At 71.3% G+C, this 23,739-nt stretch carries 27 protein-coding genes; 6 read left to right on the top strand and 21 right to left on the bottom strand.

What is annotated here, in order from left to right; all coding sequences use genetic code 11:
- The 3 genes from Vse01_RS25105 to Vse01_RS25095 all read right to left on the bottom strand — a co-directional run.
- The coding region (locus Vse01_RS25105) for a lytic polysaccharide monooxygenase auxiliary activity family 9 protein (protein ID WP_204019264.1) at window positions 1-805 on the bottom strand (805 nt) is incomplete at its 3' end.
- 199 nt (window positions 806-1,004) lie between these two features.
- Window positions 1,005-1,445 carry a GNAT family N-acetyltransferase gene (locus Vse01_RS25100; protein WP_093402844.1) on the bottom strand — a complete coding sequence of 147 codons (441 nt, stop codon included), beginning with the start codon at window positions 1,443-1,445 and terminating at the stop codon, window positions 1,005-1,007.
- A 270-nt stretch (window positions 1,446-1,715) separates the two neighbouring features.
- Window positions 1,716-1,976, bottom strand: coding sequence for a metallothionein (locus tag Vse01_RS25095; RefSeq protein WP_093403179.1), 261 nt, complete (start codon window positions 1,974-1,976; stop codon window positions 1,716-1,718).
- A 152-nt stretch (window positions 1,977-2,128) separates the two neighbouring features.
- Between Vse01_RS25095 and Vse01_RS25090 the strand changes: the two genes are divergently transcribed.
- Complete coding sequence (locus Vse01_RS25090) at window positions 2,129-2,872, top strand: lytic polysaccharide monooxygenase (RefSeq protein WP_093402845.1); 744 nt, start codon at window positions 2,129-2,131, stop codon at window positions 2,870-2,872.
- An 86-nt stretch (window positions 2,873-2,958) separates the two neighbouring features.
- The gene (locus Vse01_RS25085) at window positions 2,959-3,633 is read left to right on the top strand and encodes a DUF305 domain-containing protein (RefSeq protein ID WP_232511147.1); all 675 of its coding nucleotides are present in this window, start codon (window positions 2,959-2,961) and stop codon (window positions 3,631-3,633) included.
- 134 nt (window positions 3,634-3,767) lie between these two features.
- On the opposite strand, the gene msrB is transcribed toward Vse01_RS25085, so the two are convergent.
- Window positions 3,768-4,178 carry a peptide-methionine (R)-S-oxide reductase MsrB gene (gene msrB, locus Vse01_RS25080; protein WP_093402846.1) on the bottom strand — a complete coding sequence of 137 codons (411 nt, stop codon included), beginning with the start codon at window positions 4,176-4,178 and terminating at the stop codon, window positions 3,768-3,770.
- A gap of 47 nt (window positions 4,179-4,225) precedes the next feature.
- On the opposite strand from msrB, the gene ligD reads away from it, so the two are divergent.
- Window positions 4,226-5,251 (top strand): non-homologous end-joining DNA ligase, encoded by a 1,026-nt coding sequence (gene ligD, locus Vse01_RS25075; RefSeq protein WP_093402847.1) that lies wholly within the window; start codon window positions 4,226-4,228, stop codon window positions 5,249-5,251.
- 3 nt (window positions 5,252-5,254) lie between these two features.
- Here ligD and Vse01_RS25070 read toward each other — a convergent pair whose 3' ends face one another.
- Genes Vse01_RS25070 through Vse01_RS25060 form a run of 3 tightly spaced genes read right to left on the bottom strand, consistent with a single transcriptional unit; the run spans window position 5,255 to window position 6,672 of the window.
- Window positions 5,255-5,548 (bottom strand): hypothetical protein, encoded by a 294-nt coding sequence (locus Vse01_RS25070; RefSeq protein WP_093402848.1) that lies wholly within the window; start codon window positions 5,546-5,548, stop codon window positions 5,255-5,257.
- A 58-nt stretch (window positions 5,549-5,606) separates the two neighbouring features.
- Window positions 5,607-5,801, bottom strand: coding sequence for a DUF397 domain-containing protein (locus Vse01_RS25065; RefSeq protein ID WP_093402849.1), 195 nt, complete (start codon window positions 5,799-5,801; stop codon window positions 5,607-5,609).
- Window positions 5,794-6,672: a helix-turn-helix domain-containing protein gene (locus Vse01_RS25060; RefSeq protein ID WP_093402850.1), complete on the bottom strand. Its 879-nt coding sequence runs from the start codon at window positions 6,670-6,672 to the stop codon at window positions 5,794-5,796. Before Vse01_RS25060 ends, Vse01_RS25065 begins: the two co-directional genes overlap by 8 nt.
- Window positions 6,673-7,026: 354 nt before the next feature.
- Between Vse01_RS25060 and Vse01_RS25055 the strand changes: the two genes are divergently transcribed.
- Window positions 7,027-7,311 (top strand): hypothetical protein, encoded by a 285-nt coding sequence (locus Vse01_RS25055; RefSeq protein ID WP_093402852.1) that lies wholly within the window; start codon window positions 7,027-7,029, stop codon window positions 7,309-7,311.
- Here Vse01_RS25055 and Vse01_RS25050 read toward each other — a convergent pair.
- The 3 genes from Vse01_RS25050 to Vse01_RS25040 all read right to left on the bottom strand — a co-directional run bounded on the left by Vse01_RS25050 (window position 7,301) and on the right by Vse01_RS25040 (window position 9,160).
- On the bottom strand, window positions 7,301-7,753 hold the full coding sequence (locus Vse01_RS25050) for a GNAT family N-acetyltransferase (protein WP_093402853.1): 453 nt from the start codon (window positions 7,751-7,753) through the stop codon (window positions 7,301-7,303). The two genes, Vse01_RS25055 and Vse01_RS25050, sit on opposite strands and share 11 nt — an antisense overlap.
- Before the next feature lie 48 nt (window positions 7,754-7,801).
- Window positions 7,802-8,167 (bottom strand): hypothetical protein, encoded by a 366-nt coding sequence (locus Vse01_RS25045; protein WP_139233115.1) that lies wholly within the window; start codon window positions 8,165-8,167, stop codon window positions 7,802-7,804.
- 267 nt (window positions 8,168-8,434) lie between these two features.
- The gene (locus Vse01_RS25040) at window positions 8,435-9,160 is read right to left on the bottom strand and encodes a DUF899 family protein (protein ID WP_093402855.1); all 726 of its coding nucleotides are present in this window, start codon (window positions 9,158-9,160) and stop codon (window positions 8,435-8,437) included.
- Window positions 9,161-9,222: 62 nt separating this feature from the next.
- Between Vse01_RS25040 and Vse01_RS25035 the strand changes: the two genes are divergently transcribed.
- The gene (locus Vse01_RS25035) at window positions 9,223-9,894 is read left to right on the top strand and encodes a winged helix-turn-helix transcriptional regulator (protein ID WP_170863366.1); all 672 of its coding nucleotides are present in this window, start codon (window positions 9,223-9,225) and stop codon (window positions 9,892-9,894) included.
- Window positions 9,895-9,948: 54 nt separating this feature from the next.
- Here Vse01_RS25035 and Vse01_RS25030 read toward each other — a convergent pair whose 3' ends face one another.
- Together Vse01_RS25030 and Vse01_RS25025 are read right to left on the bottom strand one after the other, a co-directional pair.
- Window positions 9,949-11,532, bottom strand: coding sequence for an alpha/beta hydrolase (locus Vse01_RS25030; protein WP_373870718.1), 1,584 nt, complete (start codon window positions 11,530-11,532; stop codon window positions 9,949-9,951).
- A gap of 33 nt (window positions 11,533-11,565) precedes the next feature.
- Complete coding sequence (locus Vse01_RS25025; RefSeq protein ID WP_093402857.1) at window positions 11,566-12,666, bottom strand: ATP-dependent DNA ligase; 1,101 nt, start codon at window positions 12,664-12,666, stop codon at window positions 11,566-11,568.
- A 136-nt stretch (window positions 12,667-12,802) separates the two neighbouring features.
- Here Vse01_RS25025 and Vse01_RS25020 point away from each other — a divergent pair, with 136 nt between their 5' ends.
- Window positions 12,803-13,015 carry a hypothetical protein gene (locus Vse01_RS25020; RefSeq protein WP_093402858.1) on the top strand — a complete coding sequence of 71 codons (213 nt, stop codon included), beginning with the start codon at window positions 12,803-12,805 and terminating at the stop codon, window positions 13,013-13,015.
- A 9-nt stretch (window positions 13,016-13,024) separates the two neighbouring features.
- On the opposite strand, the gene Vse01_RS25015 is transcribed toward Vse01_RS25020, so the two are convergent.
- The 9 genes from Vse01_RS25015 to Vse01_RS24975 form a co-directional block, all read right to left on the bottom strand.
- Complete coding sequence (locus tag Vse01_RS25015; RefSeq protein WP_093402859.1) at window positions 13,025-13,942, bottom strand: DNA-3-methyladenine glycosylase family protein; 918 nt, start codon at window positions 13,940-13,942, stop codon at window positions 13,025-13,027.
- 121 nt (window positions 13,943-14,063) lie between these two features.
- A complete protein-coding gene (locus tag Vse01_RS25010; RefSeq protein ID WP_093402860.1) occupies window positions 14,064-14,732 on the bottom strand; it encodes a COG4315 family predicted lipoprotein in 669 nt (222 codons plus the stop codon).
- 219 nt (window positions 14,733-14,951) lie between these two features.
- Window positions 14,952-15,728: an anti-sigma factor family protein gene (locus tag Vse01_RS25005; protein WP_093402861.1), complete on the bottom strand. Its 777-nt coding sequence runs from the start codon at window positions 15,726-15,728 to the stop codon at window positions 14,952-14,954.
- Window positions 15,725-16,417 (bottom strand): sigma-70 family RNA polymerase sigma factor, encoded by a 693-nt coding sequence (locus Vse01_RS25000; protein WP_093402862.1) that lies wholly within the window; start codon window positions 16,415-16,417, stop codon window positions 15,725-15,727. The genes Vse01_RS25005 and Vse01_RS25000 overlap by 4 nt, the downstream gene beginning before the upstream one ends.
- 83 nt (window positions 16,418-16,500) lie before the next feature.
- On the bottom strand, window positions 16,501-17,358 hold the full coding sequence (locus tag Vse01_RS24995) for a spermidine synthase (RefSeq protein ID WP_093402863.1): 858 nt from the start codon (window positions 17,356-17,358) through the stop codon (window positions 16,501-16,503).
- Window positions 17,358-18,323, bottom strand: a complete 966-nt coding sequence (locus Vse01_RS24990; RefSeq protein WP_093403184.1) for a hypothetical protein — start codon at window positions 18,321-18,323, stop codon at window positions 17,358-17,360. Before Vse01_RS24990 ends, Vse01_RS24995 begins: the two co-directional genes overlap by 1 nt.
- Window positions 18,324-18,330: 7 nt before the next feature.
- On the bottom strand, window positions 18,331-20,805 hold the full coding sequence (locus Vse01_RS24985) for an AAA family ATPase (RefSeq protein WP_093402864.1): 2,475 nt from the start codon (window positions 20,803-20,805) through the stop codon (window positions 18,331-18,333).
- The gene (locus Vse01_RS24980; RefSeq protein ID WP_093402865.1) at window positions 20,805-21,953 is read right to left on the bottom strand and encodes an exonuclease SbcCD subunit D; all 1,149 of its coding nucleotides are present in this window, start codon (window positions 21,951-21,953) and stop codon (window positions 20,805-20,807) included. Before Vse01_RS24980 ends, Vse01_RS24985 begins: the two co-directional genes overlap by 1 nt.
- Before the next feature lie 16 nt (window positions 21,954-21,969).
- Window positions 21,970-23,721, bottom strand: a complete 1,752-nt coding sequence (locus tag Vse01_RS24975; RefSeq protein ID WP_093402866.1) for an ATP-binding protein — start codon at window positions 23,719-23,721, stop codon at window positions 21,970-21,972.
- Between the last annotated feature and the right edge of the window lie 18 nt (window positions 23,722-23,739).

Genomic DNA, 23,739 nt, shown 5'->3' with positions numbered 1-23,739 from the left:
CACCCGTCACCGGCGGGTTGGTGGTCGGCGGGTTGGTGGTCGGCGGCGGCGTGGTGGGTGGCGGCGTGGTCGGCGGGGGCGTGGTGGGTGGCGGCGTGGTGGGCGGAGGGTTGGATCCGCCGCCGAACTGCACGTCGCTACAGATGTAGTACGACTGGTCGGAGTGACTGGCCTGCCAGATCGTGTAGATGACGTGCCGGCCGGTGCGGCCCGGAGCGTTGACCGGGATCTCGATGGAGACCCCACCGGGCTCCTGCTGCCACTGGGAGGCCGGCGTGTTGCCGATCTGACCGACCAGTTCCAGGTGCGACCAGGCCAGCGGCGTGTTCAGCGCATCGTAGCCCTGCCGGGTGGCGTACACCCGGATGTAGTCGGCACCGTGGCTGGCCTGGTCGTAGAACTTGAGCCGGAAGTTGTTGCCGACCGAGGTGGTCCGCCACGCACCCGGCACGTCCATCGCCCGGTAGCGCCCGTTCTCGGTGCGCCCGCCGGAGCAGAGCTGGCCGTCCGGGATGGCGGCCTGGTGGTTGCCGGCCACGCCCTCGCGGTACAGGCCGTTCCAGTTCCACATGGCGTTGGTGTCGGTCTGCCAGGCCTGCCAACACATCGGGTCCTCGGTGGCCATCCGCGGGTTCTGGAAGTCGCCACCCCAGCGTTGCCAGCAGCCGTAGTTGCGGGAGATGGGGTTGGCCACCGAGCCGTGCGCGGAGGCGGACTGCACAAATGCCGTGGAGAGCAGCAGCGTGGCAACGGCCGCGACGGCCAGCAGCCACAGTGCTCGCGATGATCTGAGCGAATTGGACATGGAGCCCCCAGGGGGAGTCGTCGGATCTCGACATCGCCCGGACGCTCGGGAGTTGCCCTCTCCCGTGCCGTCAGTGTGGCCCTCGTGCGCTGACTCGGAAGGATGGCACGATCGATCGTCACCCGTCAATGAGGAAAGCGATTTCCAGCACCGGGTGCGAGGCGTCGTCGAAACGCTTCCACCACCGGGTTCGGGTGGCTCACCACTTCCGGCGCATCGGTGTGTGGGGGATGCCGTCCTCGACGTACTCCGGCCCGCTGACCGTGAAGCCGTGCCGGGTGTAGAAGTCGACCAGATGTGACTGCGCGTCCAACACGCACGGCCGGTCACCGATCTCCGCGAGGGCCGCCGTCATCAGCCGGCCCGCGTGCCCGGCGCCCCGGGCCGTAGGGGCCACCACCACCCGTCCGATCCTGGCCACTCCGCCGGGGTCGGCCAGAAGCCGAAGGTACGCCACCGGAGCGCCGTCGCGTGCCAGCCACAGATGCCGGGTGCCGGGCTCGACGTCGCGCCCGTCGATCTCCGGGTACGCGCACTCCTGCTCGACCACGAAGACGTCGACGCGGAGCCGCACCAGATCGTGGAAGGTGCGGGCGTCCAACTCGGCGAAACTGGCGCTGTGCAGCTGCGTGTCAGGCATCCCGCCAGGCTAGTGCTGTCGCCACCGGACGTCGGTGTGGAGGTGCCCCTGGCCTGGCCTGGCTCGGCCTGCCCTGCAGGTTGCGCCGCCTGGCTTCGTATGCGTTTGCCGGCATGCGCGCGGAACCGGATTACGGATCTTGGACATTTTCCGTTAGCCGCGAACTGTTAGCCGCGAACGGAAAATGTCCAAGGTCTACCTTGGCGTCTTCGCTTCTCGGGCGGGATTTCCCATGGTGCTCGGTCGCTGCGGATGATCGGTCGACGGCCGTCAGGCGGGACGCGCTCCCACCGCGTCGCGGATCTCGGCCCCCTGCTCCGTCTCCACCGCCCGAGCGCAGTGACCGCAGCAGAAGAACCGGCCGGAAACCTCGACCCCGTGGCCGGAGATCTTGATGCCGCAGTGCTCGCAGATCGGCGCCAGCTTGTGGATCGCGCACTCGAAGCTGTCGAAGGTATGTACGTCGCCGCTGACCGTACGCACCTCGAACGCCAGCCAGTAGTCGTTGCCGCAGACCTCGCAGGTAGCCACGCCCCGTACCTCCATCAGAAGACCTTTTGTCCTATCTTGCGGCACGACGCGGGGCGGCCCCTGTTTTATTGACAGTGGTCTTTACTGTTAACAAGGTTTAAATTATGTTGGTGGCACCTCACCAGGCATCACGCCGACAAGGAGCTGCCGCCATGCGCCGAAGAATCACCCTTCCGCTCGTCGCGACGGGCGCCATGGTCTCCACCCTGGCCGTCGCCACCCCCGCCCAGGCACACGGCTACGTCTCGTCGCCGCCGAGCCGCCAGGCGCTCTGCGCCCAGAACCGGGTGCCCGACTGCGGGCAGATCAGGTGGGAGCCGCAGAGCGTCGAGGGCCACAAGGGGCTGCGCAACTGCCACGCCAACATCTCGCACTTCGCCGTCCTCAATGACGACAACCGGGGCTGGCCGGCCACCTCGGTCGGCACCACTGTGACGTTCACCTGGGTCAACACGGCCATGCACGCCACCCGCGACTGGGAGTACTTCATCGGCAACACCCGGGTCGCGGTCTTCTCCGGCGGTGGACGCCAGCCCGGCGCGACCGTCTCGCACACCGTCAACCTGTCCGGCTATCAGGGTCGACAGAAGCTGCTGGCGGTGTGGAACATCTCCGACACCGCAAACGCCTTCTACTCCTGCGTGGACCTCCAGGTCGGCGGTGGCGGCGGCAATCCCACGCCCAGCCCCACCACCAACCCGCCCGCCCCGTCGCCCACCCCGACGGTTGCCCCGACCACCAACCCGCCGAGCGGCGGCACCTGGGCCGCCGGTCGCGCGTACGCCGTCGGGGACCAGGTCACCTACGGTGGCCGTAGCTACCGTTGCCGGCAGGCGCACACCGCCATCGCCGGCTGGGAACCGCCGAACGTACCGGCGCTGTGGAGCCAGCTCTGACCAACGGGAGGTGCGACCGGAGCTGGTCGCACCTCCCGCCCGCCGTACCGTCGCTCCCGCCCGCAGTGCTGCGGGCGGAAGCTGGTGTGCTGACGGCCCTAGCCGCCGTGTCGCGGGCCGGGGCCGGCGTGCTGGGAGCCCGAGTCGCCGTGTCGGGGGTGCGGCGTGCCACGCGGCGCGGGCTGCCGCTGCACCTGCTCGCGGTGCTGCTAGCCGCCGGCTGTGGCGGCTCACCCGCGCCGTCGGCGCAACCCGCGCCTGTTGAGGCCACGCCATCGGTGGCCGCGACCCCCGCCGGGACGCCGGGTGCCACCAGCGAGATGACCGGTATCGACCTGTTGTTCCTGTCGATGATGGCCGGGCACACCGAGCAGACCCTCCAGATCGTCCGGCTCGTGCGGGACCGGCTCTCCGACGACGAGCTGCGGACCCTGGTCGCCGCCGTCGAGGCGACCGAGACCGACGAACTGGCCGCCGCACGCAGCTGGCTGGCGCAGGCCGGGCGCAGTGCCCGCGCCGACGACCACGCCGGGCACGGCACCGGACCCGAGCAGCTAACGCGGCTGCGCGACGCCCCGGACACCGAGGTCGACGCGGTGCTGATCGAGGTGCTCAGCGCGCACCAGCAGGCCGCGGCCGACCTGGCCCGGGCACATCAGGCAGCGGGCACCGACGCACGGGTACTCGACATGGCCCGCCGCGTCGAGCAGTCGCGTACCGCTCAGGTCGCGCTGATGGCCGCCCGACCCGCAGCCGACTGACCGCCCGGCGGCACGGGCTCGGCCTGGAGTGGTATCGGCGCGGGCCGGGCCCGGCGTGCGTGGGCCCGGGCCGACGCGGCCTCGGCCGGACCCGGCTTGCGCGGGCCGGAGTGGCAGCGGGCGGGGCGCCCTGGTCAGACGTCGTTCGGGTCCAGGCGAATGGAAAGCGAGTTCACACAGTGCCGGGTGTCCTTCGGGGTGAAGCCCTCACCCCGGAAGACGTGACCGAGGTGGCTGTCGCAGCGGGCGCAGCGGATCTCGGTGCGACTCATGCCGAGGGAATTGTCCTCGATCTCCTTGATCGCGCCCGGGATCGCGTCGTCGAAGCTCGGCCAGCCGCAGTGCGAGTCGAACTTGGTGTCGCTCGGGTACAGCTCGGCGCCGCAGGCCCGGCACCGGTACATGCCGGGCGTCTTGGTGTCGACGTACTCGCCGGTCCAGGCCGGCTCGGTGCCATGCTCGCGCAACACCCGGAACTCGGCGGGGCTGAGCCGGACCCGCCACTCGTCCTCGGTGCGGGGCAGTTCGCTGTCGGGAAGAGTCACAGGTCAACGGTACGCCGAAGGTCGGACCCATCGCATATGGTCGCGCAATGGGTGGCACGAAGGCTGCGGCCGAGCAGATCGAGGTGGCCGGGCAGAGCGTACGACTGTCAAGTCCCGACCGGGTGATCTTCCCGGAGCGGGGCTTCACCAAGGCCGACGTCTTCCACTACTACGTAAGCGTCGGCGACGGCATCATGCGCGCGCTGGGCGACCGACCCACCACGTTGCAACGCTTCCCCGACGGCATCGAGGGGGAGATGTTCTTCCAGAAGCGGGTGCCGACCCGGGGCGTGCCGCCCTGGGTGCGTACCGCCGAAATCAGCTTCCCCAGCGGTCGCAAGGCCGCGGAGCTGTGCCCGGCGGACCTGGCCCACGTAGCGTGGGCCGCGCAGATGGGAACTGTGGTGTTCCACCCCTGGCCGGTACGGTCCGCCGACGTCGACCAGCCCGACGAGTTGCGGGTCGACCTGGATCCGCAGCCCGGCACCGACTTCGCCCACGCCGCGACGGCCGCCGCCGAGCTGCGGGCGATCCTCGACGAGCTGGGCGTGCCGGGCTGGCCGAAGACCTCCGGCGGCCGGGGCGTGCACGTCTACCTACGCATCCAGCCGCGCTGGACGTTCGTCGAGGTACGCCGGGCCACCATCGCGCTGGCTCGGGAGCTGGCCCGCCGCCGGCCCGACCTGGTCACCACCGCCTGGTGGAAGGAGGAACGCGGCGAGCGGGTCTTCGTGGACTACAACCAGATGGCGCGGGATCGCACCATCGCCTGCGCGTACTCGCTGCGGGCCAACGCCCGGGCGACCGTCTCCACTCCGGTCACCTGGGACGAGTTGGCCGACGTCGACCCGGACGACTTCGACCTGCGTACCGTGCCGGAACGGCTGGCCCAGCGCGGCGACCCGCATGCCGGCATCGACGACGCCGCGTGGGACATCACGCCGCTGCTCGAATGGGCCGAGCGGGACGCCGCCGCCGGCGAGGGCGACCTGCCCTACCCGCCCGACCACCCGAAGATGCCCGGCGAACCGAAGCGGGTCCAACCCTCCAAGGACCGGGACCGCCCCCGCTGACCGTCACCGGCGCGTGTCGCCCGCCTCCACCACGGTCTTGGCGGTCAGCAGGTCCGCGCCGGTGATCTTCCGGTACTCCGCGATCGCTTTGATCTTGTTACCTCGGGCGAGGTGCTCCCGGACGACCGGGGGCAGCGGGTCGGTGTCGGCGACGCCGAGGTGATCCATCACCAGGGTCAGTCGCCGCTCCAGCTCGGTCAGCCGGTAGGCGGTGCGGGCCACCTCGCGACGGCTCGGTGCCTGAGCGAGCAGAAGGCCGACGACCAGAGCGAGGAGTGTGGCCAGAAAGATCTCCATGCCGGTGATCGAACCAGCTCCGCGCTACGGCGGGCAACGCGCCCGCGCCGATCGAGCGTCAGCTCGGGGTGCCACCCTTCACGCCGTTCACGAAGGACCGCCACTGGCAGGCGTCGAACCGCAGCACCGGCCCGGCAACGTCCTTGCTGTCCCGCACCCAGACCACCCGGGCAAGATTGTCCGCCACCTCGACGCACTCGCCCTCCCCGCTCCGGCTGCTCTTGCGCCACCGGGCGTTGGTCAAGTCATTCATCGAAGGTCTCCTTGATAACCGTCCCGATCAGATCTTCAGACTCGCGCACGCCCAGCGAAAGGTCCAGAAGGGTGGACCAAGCGTCAGCGTAAGCCGCCACTTCTGTCGGCTTGTCCAGGTAAAGGCTGCCGGTCAGCGACTCGCTGTAGACGGTCGACGGCTCTGCGGGCCGCGTGCCGACCGCTGGAAAGTCCAGCATGATGAACGACCCGGCAACGGATGCCGCGTGGGGGCCGCTGCCCAGCGGCAGCACCCGGACCGAGACGTTCGGTCGCTGTGCGGCGTTCACCAGGTGTGCGAGTTGGCTGCGCCAGGCGTCCAGGTCGGTAATGGGGCGGCGGATCACGGCCTCGTCGATGATGGCTTCGAAGCTGGGAGCCTTTGGGCTGCGGCGAGCGAGCAGCTTCTGACGCTCCATGCGTAGTGCGACCTTCTGCGCAACCTCATCCTGGCTCCGGCCAGCCTTGGCGCTGAAGATGACCGCAGCGTATTCGGCGGTCTGGAGCAACCCAGGGATCAGCGTCGGCTCGTACTGACGCACGCGGCGGGCCGCCGCCTCCAGCCCGACGTACAACTCGAACCACGCCGGGATGGCCTCACCGTAGGCGTGCCACCAACCCCGACTCTTGCTCTCCCGAGCCAGACTGACCATGACCTCGGTCAGCTCGCCGGAGGTGCCGTAGTGCTGGCACATCAGCGTCACATCGTGGGTACGCAGAGAGGTCTGTCCGCTCTCCAGGCGATACATCTTGGCGCGCGACCATTCGAGGGCCTCGGCGGCAGCCTCCAGGTTGATGCCGGCTTCCTCCCTGGCCTGGCGCAGCAACCTGCCCAGTTGCCGTCGCGGCACCGAAGACCCAACGTCGCTCATTTTCACCCCGTCTCACATCGGTGCTGCCAGTGTCTCGTTCGGAACAGCATCGAGGCCCAGATGACACACCATCAATATCTTTTCCCGAATCTCCGTATGAGACATTGCAGATCGGCGAAGCGCGGACCGATGGTGGCAGGCATCGGCATCATCGGTGCGTGTTCGCGGGAGGCTCGTGGTGGTTTGGTGGAAATGGTTTCAACGGCAGGACGAACCGATCGACGTGGTGCAACGGTCCGCGTACCACGAGCGGGCCGGTGCGTACCGCGCCGATCAACCCGGGCGGAACGCCCCGGCGGCCCGGCTGTGGCGGTCCCGCCACGTCGTGCGGCGATGCCACCGGCGGAGCATCCGGTGAGCGCGGAGCAGTGGATCGGGTCCGTCGAGGTGGCGGACCTGCCCGAGATCGAGGTCGACAGCAAGCCGGAACTGCTGGTGCTCGTGGCGGAGAACGACATCCCGATCGGCTGGGCGGTCGTCCTGCCCGAGGGGGACTTCTGGCTGATCCGGAAGTCCACCCGGTCCTTGGCCCACGGGTCGAGTCTGGCGACGCTGACGACGTTCTGGGCCACAATCCTCGGTTGCGATGTGGGGCGACCCCGGCTGGCCGGGCCTCCGCCCGCCGGTGTCAGAGACTGAGCTTCATGCCCTCGTGGCTGGCGACGAAGCCGAGGCCGAGATAGAAGCGGTGCGCGTCGTGGCGGGCCTTGTCGGTGGTGAGCTGCACCAGGCCACAGCCGCGCCGCCGCGCCTGGGCGATCGCCCAGGTCATCATCTGCCGGCCCAGGCCCCGTCCGCGCTGGTCCGAGCGGACCCGGACCGATTCGATCAACTGTCGCTCGGTGCCGTGCCGGCCGAGCCCGGGGATGTAGGTGAGCTGCATGCAGCCGAGCAGCTCACCCCCCGCCTCGGCGACGACGAGCTGGTTACGCGGGTCGGCGGTGATCTCCGCGAACGCCTTCTCGTACGTGGCGTCGACCTCGCCGACGTCACGGGTACGCCCCAGCATGTCGTCGGCGAGCAGGTCGAGGATGGCCGGCAGGTCGGCCCGGACCGCCTCACGGAAGATCACCTCACTCATCCCGCGAGCGTCCCACAACGGTGCGACCCGATGTGCGGCAGAGCACCGTCAACTGTCGCTGTACCGGCTGACGCGTTCGAGCACCGCCAAGGCTGCGCCGACGGAGGCGCATGCGGCCGGGATGGGTGGCAGATGTTCCGGCAGGCCGGCCTCGGTGAGCGGAGCCTCGAAGAAGCCGCCGCCGCCGTCGACCCGATCACCCACGACGATCTCCCCGACGTCAGGCACGCGTACACCCACCCGGCCGTTCGGAAGCAACGTGGTGCCCGGCGGCCAGACCACCACTGCGGCCCCTGCTTCGTCCCGCAGGGTCAGGCAGCCGCCATCACCGACGGCCACTCGACCGTGCATCGCCGCGAGAAAGTCGTACGTCGCACCGGCGACCAGGGTCCGGTAACCGTCACCGTCCAGCACCCGGCCGCTCCCGACCGCCGGGGCAGGTGCCGGTTCCGGCGCCTGCCCCGGCGAGATACCAGGGGCCTTCTCGGTGCTGGTAGGTGTCCGAGGGCCACCGGTGCAGCCGGTCAGTGCCAGCAACAACCCGGCAGCAACGACATCGATCCTTAGCACCGACCCATTAGATCCGTAACGTCCACGTCCATCCCTTAGCGACATGCCGGTCGGTGGCGTGGTCTCTGCGCCGATGGCCCCGGGTAGGTGGCAACCGTTCGGCTCAGCTCTTCAGTGGCAGTGGTGCTGGTCCGACTGGACGGGCGTGGCGCCGGGGCGGGTCCACTGGGCTACCGGGCGGCCGTCCTTGCGCCACCAGCTGTACGTCGGGTCGGCCTGCGGCCAGCCGTCGGGGGAGTCCTCCCAGGCTTCCTGTCGTCCGTAGGCCGTCATGTCGAGCAGCTGGAGCGAGCCCATGATCGCCTCGACGCCGCGTCCGGTCGTCTCGTAGGTGAGGAACACCCGGTCACCCCGGCGCAGGTAGCAGGCGATGAAGCCGCCGCCGGCGACGGCGGGATCCTCGATGCCGTACGTCGAGTACCACGGGTGGAGGTAACCCATGAACTCGCGGAACGGTGCGATCTCCTCGTACGGTCCCTCGGCGAAGACCGCGAACCTGATGCCCCGTGCCTCCAGGTAGCTAGCCTCGTGGAAGTTCCAGATGCTGATGGTGCAGCCTTCGCACTGCTCCTCGAACGGCTTGCCGAGGTGCCACATGTGCTTGTAGACCACGAGCTGGTCACGCCCGTCGAAGAGGTCGAGCAACGAGACCGGGCCCTGCTCGCCGACCAGTTTGACCGGGCTGACCTCGGTCATCGGGAGGCGACGGCGGGCGGCGGCGATGGCATCACCCGCCCGGGTGTGCTCCTTCTCCCGTACGAGCAGTGCGTTTCGCTCCCGAAGCCAGGTGTCGCGGTCGACCACCGGAGGCGCTGGCGATGTGTCCGTACTCTGCATGCCGCTACTATAAACATAGCGTCCACTCGTGTGAAAGAAGTTGATCAGGTTTGCCTGCCAAGTTGACCTACGCGCACCACGGCGACGCCTGCCGGGCTGCCAACGCCCTCGACCTGGTGGGTGACAGGTGGACGCTTATCGTCGTCCGCGAACTGCTCCTCGGCCCCAAACGCTTCGCCGACCTTCAGGACGCCGTTCGCGGCATCACCCCGGCGGTCCTCAGTGACCGGCTCAGATCCCTGCGACAGGCCGGCATCGTCGACCAGGTGACCCTGCCCGACCTGGCGCGCACCCGCGCGTACGCCGTCACCGAGTGGGGCCGTGGCCTCGAATCGGTCCTGGCGTCCCTGGGCCGCTGGTACTCCTCCGGACCGGACCCCCGCACCAGCGGTGGCATGACCCCCGACGCCATGGTCCTCGCCATGCGCACCATGGCGCCCCCCGTCCCCGAGGGCCTGCCGCCGACCGCCCTGCGCCTCTACGACGCCCGCCAGCCCAACCCGCCCGTACGCGAGTACCGGCTGGCCGCGAATGACGGGCTGCTGGACGTCCGGCCCGGTGTCGCCGTCGACCCGGTGGCGACAGTGACCGCCGACTCGACGGCCTGGAGTGAGGTGCTCTTCGACGGCCTGCCGCTCACCGGCGCCGAGCGCGCCGGCACCGTACGCGTCGAGGGCGACCGCGACACCGTCACCGACGTTGTTCGCCTCTACCTCGCGGCCCCTCGCGGCTAGCGAGAGGGAGTACGCCGACGGATGCGCTGGCCGCCAGTCCGGGGAGCGGGCAGGCTAGCGCGCTGGGCAGCGCTTGCCGTCGGGCGGGACGGTGAGGTCGATCAGGTATGCGTTGACGGCCTGGGTGATACAGGTCGTCTGCGGGTAGGCGGTGTGCCCCTCGCCCTCCCAGGTGAGCACTCGCCCCACGCCCAGCATCTCGGCCAACGCCGGGGTCTGCTCGTACGGCGTGGCGGGGTCGCCTGTGGTGCCGACGACAAGGATCGGCGGGGCGCCCTCGGCGCGGCCGGTCGGGTAGGGGTCGCTGCCGCCGGGCCATTCGGTGCAGGAGACCAGGCCGGCGGCGAGCGGTGCGCCGAAGAGTGGGTACCGCGTGCGCCACTCGGACTGGAGCTGGCGGATCCGCTCCAGGTCGGGGCGTTGTTCCTCGTCGGCGCAGTTGATGGCCAGGTTGGCGTCGAACAGGTTGCTGTAGTTGCCGTCGGAGTCGCGGTCGGTGTAGTTGTCGGCGAGCCGGAACACGTCGGTCGGGTTGCCCTCGTTCAGCCGGTCGATGGCCTGAGCGAGCTGCTCCCAGCCGGGCTCGGAGTACAGCGACGAGACGATGGCGTAGAAGATCCAGCCGGCGGTGGCCTCCCGGCCGTCGGCGGAGCGGACGGGGGAGATCTCGGCCTTGTCCATCGCCGAGGTGACAGCCGCCCGGGCGTCGGGGGCGATGGGGCAGCGGGCCGCGTTTGCCGCGCACCACCTGGTGAAGTTGTCGAAGGCGCGTTCGAAGCCCCTCGCCTGGCTCTCCGAACCTTCGATCAGACCTTGCCGGGGGTCGACGGCGCCGTCGAGCACAAGCGCCCGCACCCGCTGCGGGAACAGTTGGGCGTACGTGGCCCCCAGCAGGGTGCCGTAGGAGTAGCCGAGGTAGGTCAGCTTCTCGTCGCCGACAGCGGCCCGGATCGCGTCGATGTCGCGGGCCGCCTGCTCGGTGCCGTACAGCGGTAGCTGGTCGCCGTACTTGGCGCCGCACCCTTGACCGATCTGCTCGTTGAGCGCGACGAAGTCGTCGAACGACGCCTGGCTCTCCGGGTCGGGGTTGTAGCCGAAGACGGCGTCGAGGTCGGCGTCGGAGATGCACTCGACCGGGCTGGACCGGGACACCCCGCGCGGGTCGAAGCCGACGATGTCGAAGCGTTCGAGGATCGCGTCGGGCAGGCCGCCGTACTGTTCGCCGAAGGTGAGGTAGACGGCGGTGTCGACGCCCGAGCCGCCGGGGCCGCCCGGGTTGACCAGCAGGGAGCCGATCCGGTCGCGCTGGTTGGTGGAACGGGCCCGGAGCAGCGCGATCTCGAAGGTCTCACCGGCGCCCGGACCGGTCGTGGCGGCGCTGCCGCCCGCCCAGTCGCGCGGCACCTGGATGCGGGTGCATTCGTACCTGATGTCCGGAGCGCGTCGCCCGACCACCTCGTCGGCCACCTCCGGGCAGGATCGCCAGGTCGGCGCGGCCCCCGGTGCCGCGGCCTCGCCGTCGACGTCGGTGCGCGGCGCGAACGCCGGCAGCGTGCAGCCGGCGGTGAGCACCACGGCGGCGGTCAGGCCGGCCATGGTGAGCCGGAAACGGCGGGTCCGATCGGGCGTACGGGTCACGAACGAGCCTCCGTGATCAGATTGCCGGCCAAGCTATGCGGGCCCGGCCGGTACCGCCGGGTCACCCCGCAGCACCTGGTCCACGTCGAACCGGACCGGCCGGTCGAGTTGATCGTATCGGCAGGAGAGCGGGTCGCGGTCGGGTCGCCAGCGAACGAAGCGCGCGGTGTGTCGGAACCGGTCACCCTCCATCGCGTCGTACGCCACCTCGACCACCAGTTGCGGGCGCAGCGGCTCCCATTCCAGGTTCTTCGTGCCGGTCCAGCGGCTGACCCCGCCGGGGATGCGTTGCCCGCGTTCGTGGTCGCCGTGCACCCACGGGTGCTCGGGCCCGGCGTCGCGGTAGGGGGCCAGCTCGTCCAGCAGCTCGGCGCGGCGGGCCATGGTGAACGAGGCGCTCACCCCGACGTGGTGCAGCACCCCGGCGTCGTCGTAGAGGCCGAGCAGCAGCGACCCGACCACCGGACCGGACTTGTGCCAGCGGAACCCGGCGACCACCGCGTCGGCGGTGCGGGCGTGCTTGACCTTGGACATGAGCCGCTTGCCCGGCTCGTACGGCAGGTCGGCGGGCTTGGCGATCAGCCCGTCCAGGCCGGCGCCCTCGAAGACGTCGAACCAGCGGCGCGCCACCTCGGCGTCGGTGGTGATCTGGGTGACGTGCACCGGGGGTCGCACCCCGGCCAGCGCCTGCTCCAGCCGGGCCCGGCGGGTCGGGTAGGGGGCGTCGAGCAGGCTCTCGTCGTCGAGCGCGAGCAGGTCGAAGGCGACGAAGTCGGCGGGGGTCGTCTCGGCGAGCAGCTTCACCCGGGAGGCCGCCGGGTGGATGCGCTGGGCCAGCAGCTCGAAGTCGAGCCGGGGCTTCCCGTCCGGGCCGTCGCGGCGGATCACGATCAGCTCGCCGTCGACCGCGCAACGCGGCGGCAGTTGCCGGCGGGCCTGCTCGACCACTTCGGGAAAGTAGCGGGTCATCATCTTGCCGCCCCGGCTGGCCAGCTCCACCTCGTCGCCGTCCCGGAGGACGATGCAGCGGAAGCCGTCCCACTTGGGCTCGTAGGTCATCCCCGGGGCGGTGGGGATCGAATTGACGCTGCGGGCGAGCATCGGCTCCACCGGCGAATTGATCGGCAGGTCCACGGCGATCAGTCAATCAGACGGCACCGACAGTGGTGAGCCGGATCACGGTCGCCCGGTGGGCGGCCTGTCCGCATCTGACCCGTCACGTACTACCCGGGCGAATCGCAAAACCGCAGGTCAGAGCTACTTTCGCGAGGTGGCGGAGTGGGTGTGCGGGTGCTGCGGGCGGTGGCGGGTCAGCGTCGAGCTGATCCACGGCCGGTACGTGTACCGGTTGGTGCACACCTATCCCCGGCGCTTCGGCGGCGGCAAGAACGTGCTCGGCGAGGTGGGGTCGGTGGACGAGTTGGCCGAGCTGCTGCGTCGGCGTACCCCGGTCGACCTGGCCGACCTGCGCGAGGCCGCCTGATCCCGGCGTTCAGTAGTGGGCGAAGGATCGGATCGGGGCGCGCGGGCCGAACTTCGGCGCCTGCACGGCGGCGGCCTCCAGCAGCCAGCAGACCCGGCCCCGGTGGCCCCGGAACGGCTCCAGCAGCTCCAGCATCCGGGCGTCGTCGCCGCGCGGTTCGCCGGCCAGGGCCCAGGCGACCGTGTTGGGTACGTGGTAGTCGCCGACGCTCACCGCGTCCGCGTCGCCGTACGCGACCCGGACCACCTCGGCGGCGGTCCACGGCCCGATGCCCGGGATCGACCGCAGCAGCCGGGTGGCCTGGGTCGAGTCGGCGCATCGTTGCAGGCGGTCGGCCATCCGCGCGGCCCGGATCAGGGTCTCGGCGCGGCGCTGTTCCACTCCGAACGGGTGGAAGACCCAGTAGGGGGCGGCGGCGATCACCGCCGGGTCGGGTGGCAGCAGCAGCCGTAGCGGACCCGGGGCCGGCTCGGCGAAGTGGCGCACGGTCGCCGCGTACCCCCGGTAGGCCTCCTTGCCGGTGACCTTCTGCTCCAACACGGCCCGCAGCACCCGGGGAAATATCAGCCCGCTGGCCGGCATCCGTAGCCCCGCCTGCTGGCTGGCCAGCCGCGCCACGACGGGGTGGCTCGCGGCCAGCTCGGCGAACCCGGTCAGGTCGTCGCGGAGGCCGGCCGCCGCGTCGGCATGCTCGACCATCCAGCCGGCGCCCGGCCCGTGGCCCTCGGCGATCAGATCGCCGCCCTCGGGTCGCAGGGCGAGGGTGCCCGGTCCGTCGGGTGTGCGCGCCGCCCACCAGAAGACGCCCGCGATCAGCCGCGCGCACGGGTCGTACGGACTGAAGGTGAGCGGACGCACCGAGGCGGCGAAACGGTAGCCGGCTGGTGTTCGCAGGACCCGCCTCGTGGTTGGTGCCGTCCAGTTCACCGGCTCACTCTGCCACGCGAGCCGCCCGGGTCGACGAGGCGCACCCTCTGGTCCGCGTCAGGAACGCCGGTGGCCGGCCGCGCCATTGCTGGCTGCGGCCGGCCACCGACGTGCTGACGGATCAGTAGTCGTAGTCGGAGTCCGAATCGTTGGACTCGGTCTTCGACGGCGGGGCGACCGCCTTCGGGGTGCCCTTGGGCAGGCACTCCAGGTTCTTGCTGCCGTCCGGGTTGACCACGAACCAGGTGCCGCCGACGCCCTGGCCCTTCCAGGCGCCCGGCTTCTTGTCGCCGATGTAGGTGTAGAGCGGCCACCCGTCGAGGGTGATCTGGCGGGTGCCGTCCTCGCGGGTGATCGTGCCGACGTCGTCGTCGGAGACGCCCTTCAGCTCCGGGGCGCCGTCGGTTAGCGCCGGCGGCCACACCTCGGCGCACTGGCCGTCGCAGTTGGACGACGGCGGGTCGTTGGTGTCGCGGTCGAAGCGGTACAGGATGTATCCGTCCTGGTTGACCACGGCGCTGCCCATCCGGGGGAACTTCTTGCCGGTCAGGCTGTCGGTCAGTTCGACACCGTCGGGCAGGGGAGCGTCGGTCTCTTCCTCCGCGCCCGGTGACGCCGAGGCACCCGGCTCCGCGCTGGCCTCGGGGTCGGCGGTCACGCTGGGCTCGGCCGCGGCGACGGCGACCGGCTCGGCCGCGCCCGCGTCCGCCCCGTTGTAGCCTGCGGGAGCGCAGGCCGTAAGTGCGAACATGGCGCCCACGGCGATGACGGTTCGCTTCATCTGTGCCACGTGCCCTCCTCATACTTGGCAAGTTCACCGGGAGATACGGGACTAGCGCTGTCAAGGTTGAATCCGAAAGGGTGGGCAAGTTCACAAGTATCCATTGAACCGTCTGGGTTCTCTGTCCGTGTGAGTCCGTATCCCCAGGTCGCCGCGCCGCGCCCGACCGGGTGGGCCCGCAACGACGAAGGCCCGCCTCGATCGAGGCGGGCCTTTCGAACAGGTGGATCAGGCCGCTGGGACGGTCACCAGAGTGTCCGTGGCACCCCGCGAATCGATCTCCTGCACCTCGAACTGCTTGATGTTGTCCCGCTTCGTCGACGTGGCCGCCGACAGGGTGAGCAACTGCGTGTTGGCGTTCGTGCCGTACCCGCCGTCCGGCACCAACCAGGTGGAGACGACCTCGGTGGAGCCGTCGTCGCGTACCACCACCAGGCGGCAGGTGCGCGGCCCCGGCAGCTTGCCCAGGCTGAAGTCCATCTTCGTGCCGAAGTCCTTCGAGGTCAGCCAGAACGTCGCCTCGACACCGGTGGCCGGGTCGGTGACATCGACCTGCTCACCCTCCTGTTCGTTGCCACCCAAGCTAGGGCCGCTGGGGTTGCCGGTGCGGTCGGTCGGTGGGCCCACCGGAGCCGTGGTCGGCCCGGCGAACGGCGGTGCGGTGCTGCTGTCGGTGAGATTGCTGAACACCACACCGGTCAGCCCACCGAAGACCACCACGGCCGCCGCGGTCGCCAGGACCTGCCGGAACCGGGCTCGCCGACGATGCGTACGCAGCGCCACGAGCGTCCGGTCCAGCAGGACCGGATCCGAGTGGGTCTGCTCCAGCGCCGTGATCGACTCCTCGTCGATGTCGGAGAGCAGCCCGACCACCGGCACCATCGTCTCCAGCTCGGCGGCACAGGCCCAGCAGGTCGCGAGGTGTTCCTCGAACCGCTCCATGTCCTGTTCGTCAAGCACGCCGAGCGCGTACGCGGCGACGTCCATGTGGTCAACCCGGCTCATTCCGTCACCCCCCTCTCCTGCAGAGCTGTGCGCAGCGCGCGCAGCGCGTAGTAGACCCGCGACTTCGCGGTGCCCAGTGGCAGACCGAGCTCCTCGGCCGCCTCCGGCACCGTCCGGCCCCGGAAGTACGTCGCCACCAGGATCTCCCGGTGCGACTGACTCAACGTTCGCAGCGCGTCCGCCACCGTCATCGACCGGAGTACCCGGTCGGTGCTGTCGGCCTCGGCGAACGCGGTCAGGTCCCGGTCGTACGTCTCGGCCGGGCGGGCCTGCTCGCTGCGGTGTTCGTCGATGGCGATCCGTCGCGCCACCGTCACCAGCCACGGCCGTAGCGACCCCTGTCCCTGCGTGCCCAGCCGATGCGCGTTGCGCCAGGCCCGCAGCAGGGTCTCCTGGACGATGTCCTCGGCGCGCTGCCGGTCACCGCCGGTCAACCGCATCACGAACATCAGCAGCGGCCCGGCGTGTTCCGCGTAGAGCGTGCGGACCAACTGGTCGGAATGGGCGGCTTCGGTGGTAGAAGCCTGGTGGCGGCCAGGGGTGGGTCGCGGCGTCACCGGGCTATTCTGGCGAGCCGCCGCACGAGAGTCGACCCCACGGGTGGACGTGGTCGGCCGCGACTGGGACCGGGCGGACATCCAGTCCACCCGCACCCGGTCGCCCTGCCAACCGACCGCCAGTGCGTGCATGCAGACCTCCGACGTCCATGGACAGAAAGCCGTCCCCCCACGGGCATGGCTGCTGACTGGTACGGGAGGCAGCACCGAACGGATCAACGTTCGACGGAAAAAATCCCCGGCGGAGGTGGCGTCGAGTCGACGGCGTCGGCGTCGTGCACCACCGTGGCGCCTCCGGTGAAGCGATCGAGTTCCGCCTCGACCAGCACCCGGCCGGGAAACCAGTCACCGGCGGCCCGGCGCGTCAGCGCGGCCACCGGCGGATCCTGACGGCCGGCGAGCAGCACCAGATTGCCGTAGCGCCGCCCTCGCAGCACGGCGGCGTCGGCGACCAGACACGCCCGGGGTAGCACCGCCCGTACGGTGGCCACCTGCCCCCGGGCGTGGCGCAGCGGCGGCCCGTCGGCGATGTTTGCCAGATACCAGCCCGCCGGGTGCAGCACCCGGGCCGCCTCGGCCGCGTACTCCACCGAGGTCAGCCGGGCCGGTGTCCGGGCACCCGCGAAGACGTCGGCGACCACCACGTCGTAACTGGCCTCCCGGGACGAGGCGAGTACCGCCCGCGCGTCACCCACGCGTACCTTCAGGCGCGGATCGGCCCGCCACGGCAACGCCCGCCGCACCAGGTCGACGAGCGCCCCGTCCACTTCGACCACCCGCTGCGTCGAGCCCGGGCGGGTGGCCGCGACGTACCGGGGCAGGGTCAGCGCACCGCCGCCCAGATGCAGCACCCGCAGCGGGGCACCCGCCGGTGCCACCAGGTCGATCGCGGCGGCCAGTCGACGGACGTACTCGAACTCCAGGTGCGTGGGATCGGTCAGGTCCACATGCGACTGCGGCGCGCCGTCGAGCAGCAGCGTCCACGAGCCGGACCGGTCCCGGTCCGGCACCAGCTCGGCGAGCCCCGTGTCGACCGGCTCGATGATCCGGTCGGCGGCGCGACGCCGACCCATCAGCGGCCGGTCCGGGTGGCGGCGCGGGCGGCGACGGTCAGCGCGCGGTGCAGCAGGCGCGCGTCGCCCAGCCGGGAGCGCAGCAGCCGCTCCAATCCGGCGATCGGCACGAGGTTCTGCGGGGCCCGGGGATCCTTGTACGGGCTGGACGCGAACCGGGGCAGGGTGACCGCCGACAGGTCGGCCAACCGCACCGCCTCGGCGGTCTCCAGGTCGGCGGAGCATTCCAGCCGGACGATTCCCGCCCACGGCGCGCCCGCAGCCACCGGCAGCCGCAGATACCACGACCAGCCGCCCCAGGCGGTGCCGAGCCGGAACACCGGCGAGCGGTGGCCCGGTGGCAGACCGGTGACCACGGCGGTGAGCCGGGCGTCGAGATACTGGCTGTGCTGGGTCTTGATGTAGCCGAGGGTGCGCGGCAGCTGCCGCCGGTTACGCAACGGCCCGTCGACCACCAGCAGGTCGTCGTCGGTCCGCGCGGCGGCCGAGACCTGCACCTCAAGCGCAGTCAACGGCCCCTGCACCGCCGCCGGCAGCTTGGCCAGCTCACCGCTGCCGCTGACCCGGTGCACCGGGTAGCGGACGTTGCCGGCCACCACGTCGGTCGCCGACGGGCTGGCGGTGAACAGGCCACGCTCCACCGTGGCGCCGGCCAGTTGCGCGGCACCGCGATCCAGGTCGCACCGCACCACCCCGGCCGCGTACGAGGCGGCCAGCCCGGGAAACGAACCGCCGTCCTCCTCGGCCGTCCAGATGCTGGCGTCGATCCGGCGTACCCCGTCGACAAGCAGCACCACGTCCGGTGCCCGGACCTCCGGACGGGGGCCGATCGCCCGCCAGTCCACCACCGGCAGCTCGTGCTCCGCCTCGACCTGGGCGCTGCTCGGCGCGGCCGGACCGGCCGGCGCGGCCTCGAACGACGCCCCGTAGCCCGGATCCCAGGCATCGACGAAGAAGCGGTTCACGTCCGCATCACCGGCCGGTCCGTTCCACCCGGGCCGAGCGGGCATCCTTGTGCACCTCGAAGCGGACCGGGATGCGCTCGGCCAGCGCCGGCACGTGGGTGACCACGCCGACCATCCGGTCGCCCCGGGCGGCGAGGTTCTCCAAAGTGGCGGCGACCGTGTCGAGGGTGGCCGCGTCGAGGGTGCCGAAACCCTCGTCCAACACGATCGACTCCAGGCTGGCCGCGGTGGTGGACATCCCGGCCAGCTGCTCGGACAACGCCAACGCCAGCGCCAGCGACGCCTGGAACGTCTCACCGCCGGAGAGTGTCCGCACCCCCCGACGCAGCCCGGCGTCGTGGTGGTCGACCACGAAGAACTCGCCCTTGTCGTGGACCAGGTCGTACTGACCGCCGGAGAGTTCCCGCAGGATCCCCGACGCACCGTCGACAAGCAGATCCAGCGCCTCGGCCAGCAACCACCGCTCGAAGTTGTTCGCCCGCAGGTGCCCCGCCAACGCCCGAGCCACCTGCGCCTCGCGTTCGTGCCCGGCCCGCTGCTCCCGCAGCGCCCCGGCCTGCTCGCGCCGCTCGGTCAGCCGGCGCAGCTCGGCCTCGGCCCGCTCCACCGCGACGGTGGCGGCGCGCACCGGGTCGTCCGGGGCGGGCAGCCCGGCGTGAGCGAAGATGCCGGCGATGCGGTCCGCCGCCGCGCCGGCCGCCGTCTCCGCCTCGACCACGGCCGTGGCCAGCCCGTCCCGCTCCGACCGGCGGTGCTGCGCCTGGTCCCGCGCCCACTCGGCCAACGTCGCCCAGGCACCGGCGACATCGTCACGGTCGGTGGCCGGCGGCCCGAACCGGGCCACCGCGTCGCGGGCGCCGTCGAAGCTGCGCCACGCCGTCCGCAGCCGATCCTGCGCCGCCTCCACCGCCGCCCGAGCCTGCCGGGCGGCGTCACGGCCGGCACGGACCGCCGTGGTCGCCTCGTCCAGCCCCTGCCGCAGCCGGGCCAGCTCCGTCAACCGCGCCCGCAGCGCCTCGGCGGTCGCCGCCCCGGCCAGCCGTTCATCCAGCTCGGCGAGTCGGGCCCGCAGCCCGTCATGTTCGGTACGGGCGCGCAGCAACACCCGCTCCAGGTCACGCGCGGCAGCGTCCCGCTCGGCGACGACCTTCCTGGCCGCCTCGCTCGCCGCCCGGGCCGCCTTGCCGGCCGCCACCGCCCGCGCCACCGCCGAACCGGTCGGAATCGCCGGCACCCGGGCCACCGTCTGCTCGCAGACCGGGCAGGCGTCGCCGTCGGTCAGGTGGGCCCGCAACGCCGTCGCCTGGTCGGCGGTCTTCGCCTCCTCGTGCGCCTGGAACGCCGCCGCCAGTTCCGCCTCGGCACGCTCCGCCGCCGCCTGCGCCCCGGTGAGGGCCCGCACCGCCGCGTCGTGCTCGCCGCCGGCCGCCTCCATCCCGGCCCGCACCTGCTCCGCCTGAGTGGACAACTGCTCCCGGTCGGCGTACGCCCGCAGCAGCATCCGCAGGGCGCTCTCGTCGCCGGCGGCGGTCAACTCGCCGCGCAGCTTCTCCTCGCGCTCCTCGGCCAGCGACACCGCGGTCGCCGCCGCGTCGGATTCGGCCCGGGCGGCGGTCACCGCCCGGGCCACCTCGGCCACCCCGTCCGGCGCTCGAACCTCGTCCAACGCGGCCAGTTCGGCGTCGAGCGTGGCCAGCGCCGCGTTGGCCTCCCGCACCGTCGTGCGTGCCGCTTCCAGTTCCGGTACGGCGGCGGTCACCGAACCGGCCAGCTCCCGCATCCGGTCGACCTGACCGGTGGCCAGTTCCAGCGCGTCGTCGTCGACGTCGGCCAGCCCGGCTAGCAGCTGATCGACCGCCTCCAGCTTCGCCTCCGCCTGCCCGGCCCGGGTGGTGGCCCGCTGCTGCACCTGCTCGTACACGCCGAGACCGAGCAGGTTGACCAGGATCTGCTGCCGGGTGGCCGGGCGGGCGTGCAGGAAGTCGGCGAATTGGCCCTGCGGCAGCACCACGCAGCTGGTGAACTGCTCGTACGGCAGGCCGACAGCGGCCAGCACGGCGGCGTCCATCTCCGCTGGGGTGCCGGCCACCACCTCGCCCAGATCCTCCGGGCTGAGCCCGGTGTCCAGCTTCGTGACGTCGAATCCGTCAGGCATCAGCTGCAACCCGGCACCGGCGGTCTTGACGTTGCCCCGGCTGTCCCGGCGCACCACCCGGGTGGCGACGTAGCGGGCCCCACCGGACTCGAAGACCAGCCGGACCCGCGCCTCGGTGGCCGACGGAGCGAGCGCGTTGCCCAGCCCTCGGGTGCCGCCCCACCGGGGCACCGTGCCGTAGAGCGCGAAACAGATCGCGTCAAGCACCGTGGACTTGCCCGAACCGGTCGGCCCGACCAGGGCGAAGAAGTCGGCGTCGGTGAAGTCGATTGTGGTCTCGTCGCGGAAGACGGTGAAACCCGCCAGGTCCAGTCGCATCGGCCGCATCAGTGATCGACCTCCTCGAGCAGCTCGTCGAAGAGTTCCCGGACGCCCTCGTCGGCATGCCCCCGGCTGTCCAGGTAGTCGGCGAACAACTGCCGGGGCGAGCGGCCGGACCGTTGGGCCACCCGGGTGCCGGTGCCGGGCGCCGGCACCAGCTCCGGGTCGATCCGGATCTCCAGGGCCCGGGGAAGCAACTGCTGCACCTCCTCGCGCAGGCCGGCGCGGGGCTGCTCGCGCACGTACACCCGCAGCCAACCCTCCGGCGCAGTGATCTCGGCGAGTTGGGCGAGGGTGCCGCGTACGGTGCGCAGCGCGGTGGCCGCGGTCACCGGTTCCTCCCGGATCCGCGCCGCCGTGGTCGCGGTGACCTCGACCAGGGTCACCGCAGGGACGTTCTCCTGCTCGCCGAAGTCGACCGCGAGCGGGGCACCGCTGTAGCGGATCGGGCACGGCCCCTGCACCCGCTGGGCGCGGTGCAGGTGCCCGAGCGCCACGTAGTGCGCGGTGCCGGGAAAGACCGAGGCGGGCACCGCGTAACCCATGATGGTGTGCGCGTCCCGCTCGCCGCCGCCGGTGGCCGCGCCGACCACGGTGAGGTGGGCGGTGACCAGGTGCACCCGGTCCGGCTCGTCGAAACCCTCGGTCAGCCGGGCCAGGATGCGGCCCAGATGGTCGGCGTACGTCTGGGTGGTCTCGGCGGCGGTCAGCTCGTACATCTCCACCGCGCGAACCGCGTACCGCTGGGACAGGAACGGCAGGGCGGCCAGCCGCCAGCGTTCCCCGCCGGCGGTGGTGCCGTCGATGACGTGTTCGGCCGGATCCTCCCGTACGCCGCCGCGCAGGGTGATGCCGGCGGCCTCGGCCCACGGGCGCAGCGCGTCCAGGGCCGGACCGTTGTCGTGGTTGCCGCCGATCGCCACCACGTCCGCGCCGGTGCGGCGCAGCGCGGTCAACGCCCGGGTGACCAGACGGGTCGCCTCCGGGGTCGGTGCCGCCGTGTCGTAGAGGTCACCGGCGATGACGACCAGGTCGGGCTGCTCCCGGCGGGCGATCTCGACGACCCCGGCCAGCACCTGCTTGTGCTCCTCGGCCCGCGACTGCCCCTTGAGGACCTTGCCCACGTGCCAGTCGGAGGTGTGCAGGATCTTCATTGACCAAGCCTCTGCGCTAGAACGGGATGTCGTCGTCGGCGCCGCCGCCGGAGCCGACGACCGCGAACGGATCGGCGGACTGGGTGATCGACCGCAGGGTCTGTGACGGCGCGGCCCCCGCCTCGGAGACCCGGGTCGCCCAGGCGGGGAACGGGAACTCCAGACAGAGCGGCACCGGGATGTCCGGCTGGTTGACGAACATCGTGCCCGGCTTGGCCAGCAGCGCGCGTTGCCGCTGGGCGGGCGGGAGGAAACCGTACTCAGGGCGGGACGCCTCGGCCGGATCGAGCCGGCCCACCACCCGGATGGCCGAGTTGGTGACGATGCGTCGTTCCACCTCACTTGCGGTCTGCTGCGCGCCGATCAGGATCACCCCGAGCGAACGGCCCCGCTCGGCGATGTCGAGCAGCACCTCCTTGATCGGGGAGGATCCCTCCCGGGGGGCGTACTTGTTCAGCTCGTCGAGCACCACGAACAGCAGCGGCTTGGCGGTGCCGGCCTTCTCCTTGCGCTCGAACTCGCTCTTGAGCGTCACACCGACCACGAAACGTTGCGCCCGGTCCGGCAAATTGTGCAGGTCCACCACGGTGACCTGGGCACTCTCGGCGGTGTTGATGCTGTGCGGGCGGCGGGTGGCCAGGTCGCCCCGGATCAGCCGGGACAGGTCCTTCTTGCTGCCGATCAACCGGCGGGCGAACGCGTTCACCGTGCCCAGCCCCACCGCGCTGCCCGCCCAGTCGCCGCGGGTCTCGTCGTCGCTGAGCTGCTCGACGATGTGGTCGACAAGGTCGCCGTAGCTGCCCAGGCGGACGCCGTCGATGCTGACCCCACCGTCGGCGGGCTGGGCGTAGCGGGCCAGGTGGGCGGCGACGGAGTGGACCACCATCGTGTACTGCTGCCGTTCGTCGTCGGCGTCGGCGAAGACGTACGGCAGCAGACGGTCGGCGCAGAACTCGGTGAGCGTCCAGTAGAAGCTGTCCACGCCGGTGAGCCGACTGCTCACGTCCGGCGTGCCCGAGGAGTCACCGACCCGGGGCGGGGCGTAGACCCGTACGTCGGGGAAGGCGTCCGCGGCCAGGCCGAGCCGGGCGTACGCGGCCCGGGTCGGATCGTCGAGCCGGGCGTTCGGATGGTCGAGGAAGAGCAGGTCCTCGCCCTTCACATTGAAGATCAGGGCCTTGGCGTTCACCGCGTCGCCGCCGAGCTGGCCGCTGCGGAACACCGAGTAGAGAAGAAAGGTGGCGAAGCTGGTCTTGGTGGCCACCCCGGAGATGCCGGAGATCGACACGTGCGCGCCCCGGCTGCCGTCGAGGAAGTCGGCGTTCAGATAGACAGGCACCCCGTCCCGGCCGGTGCCCATCGGGATCCGCCGTTCCATCCGGTCGAAGTGCAGCGCCCGGGCCCTTGCGTCGCCCTCCGCCCGGTGCACCACGGCACCCGGCTGCGGCGGCACGTAGAACTCCGGGTCGACCCGGGTGGTGGTGATCTCGGCGGCCTCCTGCACCATCGCCGGCAGCGTGCCGTCGGCGATGGCGAAGACGTCGGAGTCGAACTGCGCGCCCTCGTGCCGCGCCCGGACCTGGGTGACCACCCCGGCGATGGTCACCGGCTCCCGGTCGGGCAGCTCCCGCCGGGTCACCACCACGTCGTCGAGCTGGAGATAGCTGCCCGGGGCGACCGCCGTCCAGAACTGCAGGGGAGTGGCGTCGGCGGTGCCCAGCACCCGGCCCACCCCCTCGCCCGGGCCGTCGAACCCCTGGTCGGTCATCAAGCAACTCCGCTCGGC

Source organism: Micromonospora sediminimaris (assembly GCF_016863575.1).
GTDB lineage: Bacteria > Actinomycetota > Actinomycetes > Mycobacteriales > Micromonosporaceae > Micromonospora > Micromonospora sediminimaris.
This window is presented reverse-complemented; position numbering and strand designations above follow the sequence as displayed.

Excerpts from the sequence above, each read along its gene's own strand:
- Vse01_RS25065 (WP_093402849.1), bottom strand. The coding sequence starts at position 5,801 with ATGAATGACTTGACCAACGCCCGGTGGCGCAAGAGCAGCCGGAGCGGG.
- Vse01_RS25040 (WP_093402855.1), bottom strand. The coding sequence starts at position 9,160 with ATGCAGAGTACGGACACATCGCCAGCGCCTCCGGTGGTCGACCGCGAC.
- Vse01_RS25060 (WP_093402850.1), bottom strand. The coding sequence starts at position 6,672 with ATGAGCGACGTTGGGTCTTCGGTGCCGCGACGGCAACTGGGCAGGTTG.
- ligD (WP_093402847.1), top strand. The coding sequence starts at position 4,226 with ATGGGTGGCACGAAGGCTGCGGCCGAGCAGATCGAGGTGGCCGGGCAG.
- Vse01_RS25050 (WP_093402853.1), bottom strand. The coding sequence starts at position 7,753 with ATGAGTGAGGTGATCTTCCGTGAGGCGGTCCGGGCCGACCTGCCGGCC.
- Vse01_RS25000 (WP_093402862.1), bottom strand. The coding sequence starts at position 16,417 with ATGCACGCACTGGCGGTCGGTTGGCAGGGCGACCGGGTGCGGGTGGAC.
- Vse01_RS24985 (WP_093402864.1), bottom strand. The coding sequence starts at position 20,805 with ATGCGGCCGATGCGACTGGACCTGGCGGGTTTCACCGTCTTCCGCGAC.
- Vse01_RS24975 (WP_093402866.1), bottom strand. The coding sequence starts at position 23,721 with ATGACCGACCAGGGGTTCGACGGCCCGGGCGAGGGGGTGGGCCGGGTG.
- Vse01_RS25070 (WP_093402848.1), bottom strand. The coding sequence starts at position 5,548 with ATGGAGATCTTTCTGGCCACACTCCTCGCTCTGGTCGTCGGCCTTCTG.
- Vse01_RS24995 (WP_093402863.1), bottom strand. The coding sequence starts at position 17,358 with ATGGGTCGGCGTCGCGCCGCCGACCGGATCATCGAGCCGGTCGACACG.
- Vse01_RS24980 (WP_093402865.1), bottom strand. The coding sequence starts at position 21,953 with ATGAAGATCCTGCACACCTCCGACTGGCACGTGGGCAAGGTCCTCAAG.
- Vse01_RS25005 (WP_093402861.1), bottom strand. The coding sequence starts at position 15,728 with ATGAGCCGGGTTGACCACATGGACGTCGCCGCGTACGCGCTCGGCGTG.
- Vse01_RS25090 (WP_093402845.1), top strand. The coding sequence starts at position 2,129 with ATGCGCCGAAGAATCACCCTTCCGCTCGTCGCGACGGGCGCCATGGTC.
- Vse01_RS25100 (WP_093402844.1), bottom strand. The coding sequence starts at position 1,445 with ATGCCTGACACGCAGCTGCACAGCGCCAGTTTCGCCGAGTTGGACGCC.